Genomic DNA, 14,289 nt, shown 5'->3' on the forward strand with positions numbered 1-14,289 from the left:
GGCGCGGGCCGAACCGCTGCGGGCGCGGGCGCTGCTCGACCGGATCGAGGGGCTGCGGGGCCGGCTCGGCGCGACGGCGGCGTCCCACGGGCTCACTCCGCGCGAACGGGAGGTGCTGCGGGAGCTCGTCGCGGGACGGCCCAACCGGGAGATCGCGCAGGAGCTGTTCATCTCGGCGAAGACGGTGAGCGTGCACGTCAGCAACATCCTGGCCAAGCTCGGGGCGTCGTCGCGGGGCGAAGCGGTCGCCCACGCCCACCGGGCGGGAATTTTGTCGGAAGCGGATGGGATATTCATTTCGTGAGCGTCGCAGCGGTGAGCCCAGTCCTGATCGGCCGCGGCCCGGAGCTCAGCGAGCTCGACACGGCCTTCGCCGAGGTCGGGGCCGGGCTGGGCAGGACCGTCCTGGTCGGCGGTGAGGCCGGGGTCGGCAAGACCAGGCTGATCCGCGAGTTCGGCCACAGGGTCCGCGGACAGGGCGCGCGGGTGCTGGTCGGCGGCTGTATGGAGCTGGGTGTGGACGGCTTCCCGTTCGCGCCGTTCACGGCCGTCCTGCGCGGGCTCGTCCGGGAGATCGGCGCGGACGGCGTCTCGGATCTGCTCGGCGGCCGCACCGACGGGCTGGCGCGGCTGCTGCCGGAGTTCGGCGACGTCGGCGGCGACGAGATCGGCCAGTTCCAGACCAGGCTGTTCGAACTGGTCCTGACCCTGCTCGACCGGCTCGCCGCCCAGGCCCCGCTGGTGCTCGTCGTCGAGGACGCCCACTGGGCCGACAAATCGTCGCGGGCCCTGCTGACCTTCCTGATCCGCAATCTGGGGTCCGTCGCCCCGCTGATGATCGTCATCACCTACCGGTCGGACGAGCTGCACCGCACCCATCCGCTGCGGCCGCTCCTCGCCGAGCTCGACCGGATCGACAGGGTCAGCAGGCACGAGCTGGGCCGGCTCACCCGCCGCGAGGTCGCCGAGCTGATGGCGCGGCTGCGCGACGGCGAACCGGAAGCCGACCGGGTCGAGCAGTTCTACCGGCGCAGCGAGGGCAACCCGCTGTTCGTCGAGGCGCTGATGGACGCCGACGGGCAGATCGCCAGCGAGCTTCCCGAATCGCTGCGCGACCTGCTGCTGGCCGGAGTCCAGCGGCTGCCGGAGGAGACCCAGGAGCTGCTGCGGATCGCCAGCGCGGGTGGCGCGCGGATCGAGCACCGGCTGCTCGCGGCCGTCAGCGGGGCGGGCGAGGTCGGGATGACGCGTGATCTGCGGCCCGCGGTCGCCGGGAACGTCCTGGTCGTGGACGGCGACGGCTACTCCTTCCGGCACGCCCTGATCCGTGAGGCCCTCCACGACGATCTGCTGCCCGGCGAGCACACCCGGCTGCACACCCGCTACGCCGAGACCCTCGAGGACGACGCCACGCTGGTGCCGCCCGGCCGGGCCGCCGCCGAGCTGGCCTTCCACTGGCACGCCGCCCACAACACCGAATGGGCGCTGATCAGCGCCTGGCACGCCGCGAAGGAAGCCGACCGGGCCGCCGCCTACGCCGAGGAGCTGCGCTTCCTGGAGCGGGTCCTGGAGCTCTGGGACCAGGTGCCCGGCGCCGACGGCAAGATCGGCAAGAGCTACGAGAAGATCCTGCGGCACGCCGTCACCGCCGCGGACTGGGCGGGCGACAGCGAACGGGGCGTCAAACTCGGCAACGAGCTGGTGCGGCTGACCGGCGAGGACAGGCCGCTGGAGCGCGCGTTCGCGCTGGAGCTGCGCGGCCGGATGAAGCACCGGATCGGCCGCGAGGACTGGCTGGCGGATCTGCGTGAGGCGCTGCGGCTGGTCGACCCGCTGGAACCGAGCCGCAGGACCGCCCGGATCCAGGCCGAGTTCGCCCGGTTCGTGTTCATGGGTTGGGCCAGCGGCGAGGCCGACGTGGCGGCGCGGCGGGCGCTCGTCACGGCCCGGCAGGTCCAGGACCCGCTCGCCGAGTCCAGCGCGCTGCTGACCCTCGCCTGCCTGCACGGGCATCTCGCCTACGGGCAGGAGGAGTCGCCCGAGCTGAACGAGGCGGAGCGGCTCGCCGTCGAACACGACTTCCATCAGGTGCTGTTGCGCAGCGCCGTCAACCGGTCGCATTTCCTGGAGGGCGCGGGGCGGCATGTCGAGGCGGCGGACGTCGCGCTGCGGGGGCTGGAGCAGGCCAAGGAGCTGGGGCTGTTCCGGATCCACGGCTCGTTCCTGTCGATCAACTACGCGGAGTCGCTGTACTCGCTGGGCCGCTGGGACGAGGCGATGACGGCCGTCGACCAGGCGCTCGCCGCCGACCCGCCGCGTCCGCACCAGGCGTGCCTGCTGGAGCTGGCCGCGTTCCTGTACCGGGCGCGCGGTGAGTTCGACCTGGCCGCCGAGCGGCTCGCCCAGTGCCGCAACACCCGCGCCTGGGAGATCGACAGGCGGCTCCAGGAGTTCCTGCCGATGCTGCTGGGCGAGGCCGAGCTGGCGCTGTCGACGGGCGACAACGCGCGTGCTCTGGACGTCCTCGCTGAGGTGCTGCCGAGCAGCGGCCGTCCCGACGAGCCCCGCTACACGTGGCCCGCGCTGGTCATCGCGGCCCGTGCCGTCCAGGACGCCGCCGCCCTGGCCCCTTTCCGCGAGCGCGCCGAAACCCTGCCCGTCCACGGCCCCCTCCAGGAACTCCAGCGCGCCACGTTCCGCGCCGAAGCCGCCAGAACTCTCGGCGGCGATCCGGGCTGGCAGCCCGTCATCGACGGCTGGGAGCGGATCGGCCAGCCCGCCGCCCTGGCCCAGGCCCTGATCAGCGCCGCCGAACACGACGCCGCCCACGCCGCGAAAGACCGTGCCCTGACCCGCCTGAACCGCGCCACCCTCCTGGCGACCCCCCTGGGTGCCGTCCCCCTCCAACAAACGGCCCAAGCCCTGACCCGCCGTATCGGCGGCCAGGACCGCTCCTCCCCTTCCCACGGCCTGACGGCCCGTGAACTGGAAGTCCTCCGCCACCTCAGCGTCGGCCGCTCCAACCGCGAGATCGCCACCGAACTCTTCATCTCGGCGAAAACCGCCAGCGTCCACGTCAGCAACATCCTCGCCAAACTAGGCGCCACCACCCGCACCGAAGCCGCCTCCACCGCCCGCCGCCTAGGCGTAGACCTAGGCTGACCCCCCACCTAAGCCGTCTTAGCCCGACGGCCCCCGCCCAGGCCGCCACAGATAAGGCATCCGCCCCATGTGCGGGCATGGTTCTTAGCGCGACATTAGAGGTGTCACCAGAAACCACTCTTCGGAGGACACCAAAAATGTACGCCCCGCACCACGCCTTCCAGCAGGCCGAAGCCCAGTCCAAAATCCACCGCCTCCTCCAGCAGGCCCCCCACCACCCCGCCCCCTCCCACCCGTCAACCGACACCCCCCACTCAAAGAAGCCCGCCCGCAAAATAGGCAGGCTTCGCCTCCGCGGCGTGGGTTGACCCCCACCCCGCTCCTCCGAGGCCCCTTCCACGTCCCAGGCGGAAGGGGCCTCGTTCTGTTCAGTAGCCACCCACACCCGCTGACCCGAGATAGGCAGGAAAGCGGGCAATTCGCCTGAAGCTGCTAGGCAACTCAGAGATCCTCCGCCCGTCCCCGAAAGTACGCCAGGTGGTTGCGGCTGGTCAGGGTGTAGGGGTGGTCGGGTCCGAGGACGCGCAGTCGGTCGGCTAGTAGTTCTTCGAACGCGGCGACTGCTCCGGCTGGGTCTCCGGCTTCGCCTCGCCAGTACGCCAGGTGGTTGCGGGTGGCCAGGGTGTGGGGGTGGTCGGGTCCGAGGACGCGCAGTCGGTCGGCTAGTAGTTCTTCGAACGCGGCGACTGCTCCGGCCGGGTCTCCGGCCTCCCCTCGCCACCGCGCCAGGTTGCCGCGGCTGGTCAGAGCATGAGGGTGGTCGGGTCCGAGGACGCGCAAGTAGTCGGCTAGCAGCTCTTCGAACGCGGCGACTGCTCCGGCCGGATCTCCCGCCTGCCCCCGCCAGTACGCCAGGTTTTGGCGAGTGGTCAGAGTGTCGGGGTGGTCGGGTCCGAGACCCCGCAGGCAGTCGGCCAGCAGCTCTTCGAACGCGGCTGCAGCCCCAGCCGGATCTCCCGCTTCCCCTCGCCAGTAAGCCAGGTTGTGGCGTGTGGCGAGGGTGTGAGGATGGTCGGGGCCGAGGATCCGCAGGTCGTTGACCAGCAGGTCCTCGAAGGCGGCTGCCGCCCCGGCAGGGTCTCCCGCTTCCCCACGCCACCGCGCCAGGTTGCCGCGGCTGGTGAGGGTGTGGGAGTGGTCGGGGCCGAGGTGGGTGCGGCAGGAGGCGTGGAGGGTGGCGTAGGCGGTGATGGCGGCGGTGACCTGCCCCGTGTCGCCGAGGCTGGTGGCGGCGCGGAACAGGACGGGGTGCGCGCCGGTCGCAGGCCCGTAGAGGGTGGCGCCGGTGGTGGAGTGCAGGGTGGTGGTGTTGGCGCGGAGGGCTTGGCCCAGGTGGTCGCGTTCGATGGCGGGCCATACCGCGTGGAGGGCGTCGGCGGCGGCTAGTGCGGTGGTGGCTGGGGTGGTGGTGGGGGTGGGGTGTTCGCGGGTGGCACGTTGGATGAGCTGGTGGATGCGGATTTCTTGGTGGAGGGCGGTGGGGTTGTGGGTGATGAGGGTGAACCGGTGTAGCAGCCGGAGCGCGGCGATCACTTGGGCGGGGTCGTTGGTGTTCAGGTGGGTGAGGGCGGGTGGGCTGGTGAGGACGGTCTGGGGGATGCCGTTGGGGTCCAGTACCGACAGGAGTTCCAGCAGCGGCCGGGCCATGCCGACCGGCCGCAATGTGGTGGCGCGGTCGATCGACAGGGACCAGGTCGCCGCGACGATCGCGGGATGGTTGTCGGGCAGGCTGTCGGGGGCCAGCTCGGCCAGGGTCCGGGTGCGGTCGGCCAGCAGCGCCCGGTAGGCGAGGACGGTGATACCCGCGTCGATCAGGTAAGCGGCGGCTTGGGCCAGGGCCAGCGGCAACCACCCCAGATCGGCAGCCAACCCCTCCAACTCCCCACCTGCCGGATCCGGATCGGGAGCCGGAGCAGCGGCTGGGTCGGGCGTGTAATGGTCGGAGGTGAGGCGTTCGGTCAGGTAGGTGCGGGCTTCAGCAGGGGTGAACACATCGATGGGAACCAGCCGACGGCCTGCTCCGATGAGGGTGGAGTCTCGGCGGCGCGTGGTGGCCAGCACCCGGCCGCTTGCGTCAGCGGGCGGCCACCACGCAGCGACATCTTCGGGATCTTGGATGTCGTCCAGGACGATCAGCCATTGCCGCCTGGTCGTAACTGTCCACGACAGGAGGAGACGAGCGTCAGCCAGCCGATCGTCGCCAGCACGGCCCGGTAGATCCAGAGAGACGGCGGCCTGGGCGTAGGCGTCGATGATCGCCTGGCCGTCGGTCGCGGTCACCCACACCACAACAGGATCCGCCCCGTCGGCCAGGAAACGGCGGGCGTGAGCGGCGGCCAGCTGGGTCTTACCGACCCCGCCCGTCCCCGACAACACCCCTGACCCACAACCACTCGTGTTGGTGAGGATGGCAGTGTCGCCGCCCGACAACACCCGTTCCAGCCGGGCGGCCGCCTCCCGATTCTGGAAACAGTCCGCCGCCAGCGGGATCACCCCCACCAGCAGGGCACCCACCACCGCCCGACCGGATTCCCGGCGCGGCCCGACCGCCGCCGACAGCAGGGTGCGTAGTTCGGCCAGATCGGCCAGCAGCACCTCATGCCTTAGCTGACCGACACTCTCAGCCAGGCTGGAAGCGGCCACTACCCGTGTGACCGCCTCGGCGAATGCGTCCGCGACGTGGGCTTCCAGCCAGTCAGCGTCCACGGTGACCGTGTCGTAGAACAGGGCGGCGCCGTCGCTCATCTCCCGGAGCAGCCGCACCTGGGTGATGACCGCGTCCCGAAGCCCAGTGTCGGGTTGGGGCAGCGGCGGATGGGCGAAACACACCCGCAGCCCCGCCCGCACCCGTCCCCGCTCGACGTCATCGGTGATAGAGGCCAGAACTTCCCCGACGGCCTTACCCATCGCCTGCTTCACCGCACGCTCATCCGGCGAACCGCGCAGCAACCCCACCCACGCATCGCCCAGCAGCCCACCCAACCAGCCGGCCATCGGGTCAACCAGCACCGACACCGCCCGTACCACCCTTCCCCGGCTGCCGCTCTGAGCCAGACCCAACCAGTTGTACCGGCCTCGCAACCAGCACAGCCGGAAACCACACAACCCAACCCAACCCAACCCCGACCCTCCGTGTCCGAGAAGGTCTGCTCTGCACCGAGCTCAGTGGGGCGACCTTGATCGGCGGCTGGGCGATACGGACCCGGGGGGCATTCTTGCGGGAAAGTGCTTTTCGCCCAATCTAATCGGAATGCGGAGCTTGATCGGAGTCGTCGGTGGGGCCTTCCGCGCGATGTTGGCTCTGCGGTCTGGCGGGCCGGATCGTTCCGGGAGGCTAAAGACTTAGTGCGTTGCGTTTCACGTGTGTCAGCAGGTTGGCGAAGTGTTTGCGGCTGAGTTCTAGGCGTCCGGCTTCGGGGTTTTTGGAGTCTCGGACCCATACTTTGTGGGGCCGTCCGGCGATCTCCACGCAGGCTTCGTCGTTTCCGCCGCCGGTGTGGGAGCTCTTGCGCCAGTTGATCACTCGTATGTCCTCAACGTCCGCTCGAACAGGTCTCTCGAGGCGTCGCGGGAGAGTGCCATCGCCCCGATTTGGTCGAAGCGTACAGCGAGGATGTCTGCTTGGTCACCGGCCTCGATCAAGCGTCCGCCGATCTGGGCGCCCGCGTAGGCGGCCTCCCGTCCGTGCACCTTGAGCACCTGGAACGGACCGTCGTTGCCGGGATGCCATCCGGCCGACCTCGGTACGACGCGGATGCAGACGCGAGGCATTCTGCTGAGTTTGAGCAGGTGCGCCATCTGCTCACGCATGACCTCTCGGCTCCCCACGCACGACTCCAGTACTTCCTGGTCGATCAGGACCCAGAGGTACGGAGGATCGGTTCGGTACAGGATCTCCTGGCGTTTCATCCGCGCCTTGATCGTCGCATCGGCCTCGTGGACATGACCGGCGGCGAGGAGCACGCCCTGCGCGTACGCCTCGGTCTGGAGCAGCAGCGGGACGCTCTTTCCATGGAAGATCTTGATTCCCTCGGCGGCCATCTCGTACTGGACGTACTGGGCGAACCAGTGGGGGTCGTGGCCGGTGCAGGCGAAGAGGTAGAGGCGTTCGAAGTGGCCGCCGGTGGTCCAGGCGTCGTCGAGGAGTTTCAGGCATTTCTCGCTGGGGCGCATACGGCCGGCTTCCCAGTTGGATACAGCTCCGCGCGTCACTCTGACGATCAGGGCTACCTGGGCCAGGGAGAGGCCTCGTTGGGTTCGGTAAAACCACAGGTCGTAGGCGAGCCAGGCCCACAGGGAGGACTTCGGGTCGATCGACTCTCGGACGCTCATCACTCACCTACAGGTGCATAGATCTGGCGGCTATACACAGCAAGTTATGCCGGGAACGCGGACAGTGTGGGCACATTCACCGAACTTCAGGACGGCCCCCATGCTCGACGAACCGATGTTCCCCGCCGACGGATCGCGGGAGATCCGGCTCACGCTCCTGGCTGAGCCGTCCTCCGTGGTCCTCGCCCGCGAAACGGTCCGCTACGCCCTCACCGGTTGGGGATATCAGCGGGACGTCGTGTACGACTCCATGCTCGTCATCAGTGAGATCGTCACCAATGCGGTGGCCGCGGCGCAGGGGCACAGAATTCAGCTTCGCTGCGCCGTCCACCACGATGCCCCGTTGCTCGAATGCTGGGATCCCTCGCCCGCGCTTCCCGCGCCCCGTCAGGTCGGTGAGACCGCTGAATCCGGTCGGGGGCTCACGATCATCACGGCTTATGCCGAGGAAGCCGGTACTCGTCTCTGCTCGACGGGTACCGGCAAGGTCGTGTGGGCGCTCATGCCTGGAGGCCCAGTCCTGTGTTGAGGGCTGGGCCTGCAAGGCTTCAGCGGAGGGCGGCGATGGTCTCGTCGGTGCAGGAATCCCAGAAGGGGCCTACGACGTCCTCGAGATGGGTGAGGGAGTCGGCGGCGAACAGGAGATGCTGGTATTTGGTGATGTCGTAGGCGGTGTTGCCCATTTCCTGGATGTTCAGAGGGTGGATGTCCATGTGGCGGAACTCCTCGATCTCGCCGTAGGAGGAGAGGATTCCGGCGCCGTAGGCCTTGAGTTCGCCGGATTCGTGGAGGACGCCGAACTCCATCGTGAACCAGAAGACCTTCGAGACGAATTCGAGGGCCTCCGTGGTCTCCACCCGGCGGGCGGCCTGGCCGGCCAGGCGGTAGAGGGCCGCGAAGCGGTCGGACGCCAGAGCGTTGGCGTGGCCGAGCACCTCGTGCACGACGTCCGGTTCCGGTGTGTAGAACGGGACGCTGTGGTGGCGGATGTACTGGGTGGAGTGGAAGTAGGAGTCGGCGAGCGAACCGTAGAACTCCCGGAGCGGCACCAGGCCCGCGGCGGGCAGATAGCGGAACCCGGTGAGGGGTTCCAGCAGGCCCGACACCTCCTCCAGCTGGGGGACCCGGTCGGCGGGCAGGCCCAGCCTGTCCTTGGCGTCCAGGTATTCGGCGCAGGCGTACTTCTCGTGTTTGGCTTTGAGCTCGGCCGAGACGAGCCGCCACACCTCCTGTTCCTCGGCGGTGTAGTGGGCCTCCGGGATCGGCTCGCCGCGCCGGTGGTCCAGCGCGAGACGGGCGATCTGATTGCGGCGTTCGCGGTAGACGGGATCGGCGAATCCGGGGTGGGACTGCGCGAGCTCTACCGTTACGGAACCATGTTCGTCCTGGGTCACAGGAGCGAAGTACTGGGCTTCCTCGAACATTCCGCGCCTCCTCGTTGAGTAGCGGGCTGTGTGACAGAGGACACCAGACAGGGAGCCTCCAGGGCAAGTGCGACAGGCCCGCCGGTTACTGTGAGTTCATGATGATGAACGGATTGCTGTCGGAGGAGCAGCTCGACGAGCTGCTCGAGTCCGCCCTGCCGGTGCTGGTGCTGTTCACGGCCGAGTACTCGGCGACGGCGAAGCGGATGGTCCCGGTGGTGGAGGGGCTGGTGCGGTCCCTGGGCGACGACGTCTACGGGGCCGTGGTCGACGTGGACGGGGCGTCCTGGGGGAAGGAGCGGTTCGGCGTCGAGAGCGTCCCCACCGCCCTGCTGCTGCGCGGCGAGAAAGTGATCATGAGGACGGCCGGGGAGAAGACCCTGGACGAGCTGACCGTGCGGGTGGCCGCCGCTTTGGCGGAATGACCAAACAGTCCGGTCATCCCATGTTTGGCAGTAGTGTCTATCTCCGCACTTCGAGGATGGGTTTGGTAGGGGGCTAGGGCATGACGGATGCTGGGCTGGTGATGAGCTCAACACAACTGCGGTCGGTCCTGCACGGGCTGCCGGGCGTGGACCAGGTCGGGGCCGACGCGCGCGCGGCACGGCTCGGGACCAGGTCGATCAAGAACGAGGCCAAGGCCCAGGCGATCGACCTGGCCATCTCCATGGTCGACCTCACCACCCTGGAGGGGGCCGACACCCCCGGCAAGGTGCGGGCGATGTGCACCAAGGCCGTCCGGACGGCGCCGGGCGCGCCGACCGTCGGCGCGGTGTGCGTCTACCCCGACCTGGTGAAGGTCGCCGCCGACGCGCTGAAGGGCAGCGGGGTCGGGATCGCGTCCGTCGCCACGGCCTTCCCGGCCGGGCGCGCGCCGCTGAACGTGAAACTCGCCGACACGGCCCAGGCCGTCGCCGACGGGGCCACCGAGATCGACATGGTGATCGACCGTGGGGCGTTCCTCGCGGGCGACTACCTGAAGGTCTACGACGAGATCGTCGCGGTGAAGGAAGCCTGTGGGGACGCCCATCTCAAGGTCATCCTGGAGACCGGGGAGCTCGCCACCTACGACAACGTCCTGCGGGCCTCGTGGCTGGCGATGCTGGCCGGCGGGGACTTCATCAAGACGTCCACCGGCAAGATCCAGCCCGCGGCGACCGCGCCGGTCGTCTACCTGATGCTCCAGGCCGTCCGCGACTTCCGCGAACAGCACGGCCGGATGGTCGGGGTGAAGCCCGCGGGCGGCATCCGCACCACCAAGGACGCCATCAAGCAGCTCGTCATGGTGAACGAGGTGGCCGGGCCGGACTGGCTCGACAACCACTGGTTCCGGATCGGAGCGTCGACCTTGCTCAACGATCTGCTCATGCAGCGCCGGAAACTCGCCACCGGCGTGTACTCCGGCCCCGACTACTTCACCCTGGACTAGGGATGGACTTCACATACGCACCCGCGCCCGAGTCGCGCAGCATCGTCCAGCTCAAGGACTCCTACGGGCTGTTCATCGACGGCGAGTTCGTCCCCGGCAAGGAATCCTTCACCACGGTCAATCCGGCGACCGGTGAGGTGCTGGCCGAGGTGTCGGCCGCCACCGCCGAGGAGGTCGACCGGGCCGTCGCCGCGGCACGGCACGCGTTCGACCACGTCTGGGGCCCGATGCCCGGACGGGAGCGCGCCAAGTACCTGTACCGGATCGCGCGGATCATCCAGGAGCGCTCGCGTGAGCTGGCCGTCCTGGAGACCCTCGACAACGGCAAGCCGATCCGCGAGACCCGCGACATCGACCTGCCGCTGGTCGCCGCGCACTTCTTCTACTACGCGGGCTGGGCCGACAAACTCGACCACTCCGGCTACGGCAGCAGGCCGATCGGGGTGGCCGGGCAGGTCATCCCGTGGAACTTCCCGCTGATGATGCTCGCCTGGAAGATCGCCCCGGCGCTCGCGTGCGGCAACACCGTCGTGCTGAAGCCCGCCGAGACGACCCCGCTGACGGCCCTGCTGTTCGCGGAGATCTGCCAGCAGGCGGAGCTGCCGCCCGGCGTCGTCAACATCGTGACGGGCGCGGGCGACACCGGCCGTGCGCTGGTCGAGAACCCGGGCGTCGACAAGGTCGCCTTCACCGGCTCCACCGACGTCGGCAAGCAGATCGCCCGCTCGCTCGCGGGCACCGGCAAGCGGCTGACCCTGGAGCTGGGCGGCAAGGGCGCGAACATCGTGTTCGACGACGCCCCGCTCGACCAGGTCGTCGAGGGGATCATCAACGCGATCTTCTTCAACCAGGGCCATGTGTGCTGCGCCGGTTCCCGGCTGCTCGCCCAGGAGTCCGTGGTCGAGGAGCTGCTCGCCAAGCTGAAGATCCGGATGGGGACGCTGCGCGTCGGGGATCCGCTGGACAAGAACACCGACGTCGGCGCGATCAACTCCGCCGCCCAGCTCGCCACCATCAAGGAGCTGGTGGCCAGCGGGGTCGAGGAGGGCGCCGAGCTGTGGCAGCCGGCGTGCGATCTGCCGAGCGAGGGGTTCTGGTTCGCGCCGACCCTGTTCACCGAGGTCGCGCAGAGCCACCGCATTGCCCGCGAGGAGATCTTCGGTCCTGTGCTGTCGGTCCTGACCTTCCGGACGCCCGCAGAAGCCGTCGAGAAGGCCAACAACACCCCTTACGGGCTGTCTGCCGGTGTTTGGACGGAGAAGGGCTCCCGCATCCTGTCCATGGCCGACAAGCTCCGCGCGGGCGTGGTGTGGGCCAACACGTTCAACCAGTTCGACCCGGCGTCGCCGTTCGGCGGCTACAAGGAGTCGGGTTTCGGCCGTGAGGGCGGCCGCCACGGTCTGGAGGCCTACCTTGCCCGCTAAGCCCAAGGACACGAACAAGTCCAAGGACGCGAAGGCCGCGCGGCTGGCCGTCCGCAAGACCTACAAGCTCTACATCGGCGGCGCGTTCCCGCGCTCGGAGTCCGGCAGGTCCTACGTCGTGAACGACAGCAAGGGAAACTTCCTGGCGAACGCCTCCTGGGCGTCCCGGAAGGACGTCCGCGACGCGGTCGTGGCGGCGCGCAAGGCGTTCGGCGGATGGTCGGCGCGCACGCCCTACAACCGCGGCCAGATCCTCTACCGGATCGCCGAAATGCTGGAAGGGCGGCGGGCGCAGTTCGTCGAGGAACTGCGCGCCACGGGCCTTTCCGCGACGGCCGCCGAGAACGAGGTCGACGCGGCCGTCGACCGGTGGGTGTGGTACGCCGGATGGGCCGACAAAATCGCGTCCGTGAACGGCTCTTCCAACGCCGTCGCGGGGCCTTTCTTCAACCTTTCCGTGCCCGAGCCGACCGGTGTGGTCGCCGTTCTCGCGCCCACTGATTCGAGCCTTCTCGGCCTGGTCTCCGTGCTCGCTCCGGCGATCGTGTCGGGCAACACCGTCGTGCTCGTGACGGAGAGCCCGCTGACCGCCGTCACCTTCGCCGAAGTGCTCGCGACCTCGGATCTTCCCGGTGGGGTCGTCAACATCCTGACCGGCCCGTACACCGAGCTCGCGCCGTGGCTGGCGAGCCACATGGACGTCAACGCGATCGACCTGACGGGTGCGGGCGAAGAGCTCGCAAAGGCCTGTGAAATCGAGGCTGCGGGCAATCTGAAGCGTGTCCTGCGGCCGTCGGCGAACGACTGGAACGGCGACCCCGGAACGGCCCGCATGACGGCCCTTCTGGAGACGAAAACGGTCTGGCATCCGATCGGCTCGTAAACGAGTTTCCGCCAGAAGTGTTTTAAGCCGCCCACATGCGGAATACCTCCCCCCGTAGCTGATCACTACGGGGGGATGGATCAGTGCCTACCAAAACAACAACTCGTGCGACCACTCGCCGTAGCACTACGACGACTCGCGCGACGGCGGCGAAGAAGCCTGCCAAGAAGAGCACCACCATGAAGAGCACCACGGCCAAGCGGACTTCGGCGGCGAGCAAGCCCGCCACCCGCGTCACGGCACGGACGGCGGCCGCTTCCAAGAGCCGGCCGGCGGCCAAGAAGACCGCAGTGAAGAAGCCCGCCACGCGGGCGACGACCAAGACAGCCACGACCCGCAAGCCCGCGGCGTCCAAGGCCACCGCGAGCACCGCACGGCGGACCACGTCGGCGGCCAAGGGAGTGACCGCTTCGGCGGCCGCGACCAAGGTCACCTCGGCGGCCACCAAGATGACGGCGGCCACCACCAAGATGACCGCCGCCGCCACCAAGGCGGGCACCTCGGCCAAGTCGATGAACTCGGCGATGACCGCGATGAAGACGGCCACCAAGTCGATGGCGACCGCCGCCAAGGCCATGGCCGACGCCGCCAAGGCGCTGAAGGCCGTCAAGCCGGCCGCCGCCGCTCCGGCCCGCAAGCCCGCCGCCAAGAAGGCCACCACGGCCAAGAAGGCGACCACCGCCAGGAAGACCACGGCGGCGGCCAAGAAGACGACCACCGGCAAGACCACGGCCAAGACGACGGCTGCGGCGAAGAAGCCGGCGGTCCGCAAGGCGTCCACCACCCGTACGGTGGCGGCCAAGAAGCCGGCGGCGGCCAAGAAGGCGACCGCGACCCGCGCCACCACGACGCGGGCCAAGGCCACCACCCGGCCGAAGACGACCACGGCGAAGAAGACGACGGCCCGCAAGCCGGCCGTCCGCCGTGCCACCGTCCGGAACACGGCTCCGGCCGCGCCCGCCGCGACCGCCTCAACGGCGACGAGCGGCAGCGAGATGTCCGGTTCGGGCATGTACGGCAACCTGTAGTCACCGGGTAACACCGTCCGTCCAAGGCCCTTTCCCGTTCGGGGAGGGGCCTTGACGCTTCTCTCGTGAGGTCGTTTTGCTCAGGTTCGGCCATTTTCTGGCGCCAGGCCCGGACGCGGTGAGCGTCGCGGTCGAGGCCGACATCCTCGGCCTGGACGTGCTGGGCGTCCAGGACCATCCCTACCAGCGCCGCCAGCTCGACTGCCTGGCCCTGATGGGCACGGTGCTGGCGCTGACCAGGAACATCACGGTCTTCCCGGACGTCGCGTGCCTGCCGCTGCGCTCCCCGCAGGTCCTCGCGGGCACCGTGGCGTCCCTGGACGTCCTGAGCGGCGGCCGGGCCGAGCTGGGCCTCGGCGCGGGGATCTTCTGGGACGCGATCGCCGCGCACGGCGGCCCGCACCGCACCCCACGCGAGTCCCGCGAAGCGCTGGCGGAGGCCGTGCAGGTCGTCCGGCTGCTGTGGAGCGGTGCGAAGGACGTCCGTTTCGACGGCGCCCACTACCGGCTCGGCGGCGGCTTCCCGACGGCGGGCGGCCCCGTCCCCGCCCATCCGATGGGGGTGTGGCTGGGCGTCACGGGCCGCCGCTCCCTGGCGGTGGTCGGC

At 69.3% G+C, this 14,289-nt stretch carries 13 protein-coding genes; 9 read left to right on the forward strand and 4 right to left on the reverse strand.

Annotated features, from left to right (window positions below; genetic code table 11):
- Together ACYVE7_RS16470 and ACYVE7_RS16475 are read left to right on the forward strand one after the other, a co-directional pair.
- The coding region (locus tag ACYVE7_RS16470) for a response regulator transcription factor (protein ID WP_460365582.1) at positions 1–304 on the forward strand (304 nt) is incomplete at its 5' end.
- Positions 301–3,162, forward strand: coding sequence for an ATP-binding protein (locus ACYVE7_RS16475; RefSeq protein WP_460365583.1), 2,862 nt, complete (start codon positions 301–303; stop codon positions 3,160–3,162). The genes ACYVE7_RS16470 and ACYVE7_RS16475, both read left to right, overlap by 4 nt.
- 441 nt (positions 3,163–3,603) lie before the next feature.
- Here the strand turns inward: ACYVE7_RS16475 and ACYVE7_RS16480 are convergent, their stop codons facing one another.
- The 3 genes from ACYVE7_RS16480 to ACYVE7_RS16490 all read right to left on the reverse strand — a co-directional run bounded on the left by ACYVE7_RS16480 (position 3,604) and on the right by ACYVE7_RS16490 (position 7,494).
- Complete coding sequence (locus tag ACYVE7_RS16480; protein WP_460365584.1) at positions 3,604–6,177, reverse strand: tetratricopeptide repeat protein; 2,574 nt, start codon at positions 6,175–6,177, stop codon at positions 3,604–3,606.
- Between the two features lie 319 nt (positions 6,178–6,496).
- Complete coding sequence (locus ACYVE7_RS16485; RefSeq protein WP_460365585.1) at positions 6,497–6,685, reverse strand: DUF397 domain-containing protein; 189 nt, start codon at positions 6,683–6,685, stop codon at positions 6,497–6,499.
- Positions 6,682–7,494: a helix-turn-helix domain-containing protein gene (locus tag ACYVE7_RS16490; RefSeq protein ID WP_460365586.1), complete on the reverse strand. Its 813-nt coding sequence runs from the start codon at positions 7,492–7,494 to the stop codon at positions 6,682–6,684. Before ACYVE7_RS16490 ends, ACYVE7_RS16485 begins: the two co-directional genes overlap by 4 nt.
- 100 nt (positions 7,495–7,594) lie before the next feature.
- Here ACYVE7_RS16490 and ACYVE7_RS16495 point away from each other — a divergent pair, with 100 nt between their 5' ends.
- Positions 7,595–8,023: an ATP-binding protein gene (locus tag ACYVE7_RS16495; protein WP_460365587.1), complete on the forward strand. Its 429-nt coding sequence runs from the start codon at positions 7,595–7,597 to the stop codon at positions 8,021–8,023.
- A gap of 19 nt (positions 8,024–8,042) precedes the next feature.
- Here ACYVE7_RS16495 and ACYVE7_RS16500 read toward each other — a convergent pair whose 3' ends face one another.
- Positions 8,043–8,918 carry a phenylalanine 4-monooxygenase gene (locus ACYVE7_RS16500; protein WP_460365588.1) on the reverse strand — a complete coding sequence of 292 codons (876 nt, stop codon included), beginning with the start codon at positions 8,916–8,918 and terminating at the stop codon, positions 8,043–8,045.
- Positions 8,919–9,016: 98 nt separating this feature from the next.
- Between ACYVE7_RS16500 and ACYVE7_RS16505 the strand changes: the two genes are divergently transcribed.
- The 6 genes from ACYVE7_RS16505 to ACYVE7_RS16530 all read left to right on the forward strand — a co-directional run.
- Positions 9,017–9,343 carry a thioredoxin family protein gene (locus ACYVE7_RS16505; RefSeq protein WP_460365589.1) on the forward strand — a complete coding sequence of 109 codons (327 nt, stop codon included), beginning with the start codon at positions 9,017–9,019 and terminating at the stop codon, positions 9,341–9,343.
- Positions 9,344–9,444: 101 nt separating this feature from the next.
- Complete coding sequence (gene deoC / locus ACYVE7_RS16510; protein ID WP_460365590.1) at positions 9,445–10,347, forward strand: deoxyribose-phosphate aldolase; 903 nt, start codon at positions 9,445–9,447, stop codon at positions 10,345–10,347.
- Between the two features lie 2 nt (positions 10,348–10,349).
- On the forward strand, positions 10,350–11,771 hold the full coding sequence (locus tag ACYVE7_RS16515) for an aldehyde dehydrogenase family protein (protein ID WP_460365591.1): 1,422 nt from the start codon (positions 10,350–10,352) through the stop codon (positions 11,769–11,771).
- Entirely contained in the window at positions 11,761–12,654 is an 894-nt protein-coding gene (locus tag ACYVE7_RS16520) for an aldehyde dehydrogenase family protein (protein WP_460365592.1), read from the forward strand. The genes ACYVE7_RS16515 and ACYVE7_RS16520 overlap by 11 nt, the downstream gene beginning before the upstream one ends.
- Before the next feature lie 179 nt (positions 12,655–12,833).
- Complete coding sequence (locus ACYVE7_RS16525; protein WP_460365593.1) at positions 12,834–13,682, forward strand: hypothetical protein; 849 nt, start codon at positions 12,834–12,836, stop codon at positions 13,680–13,682.
- Between the two features lie 118 nt (positions 13,683–13,800).
- A partial coding sequence (locus ACYVE7_RS16530; protein WP_460365594.1) for an LLM class flavin-dependent oxidoreductase occupies positions 13,801–14,289 on the forward strand: 489 nt, incomplete at its 3' end.

It is taken from the genome of Actinocorallia lasiicapitis (genome assembly GCF_054778695.1).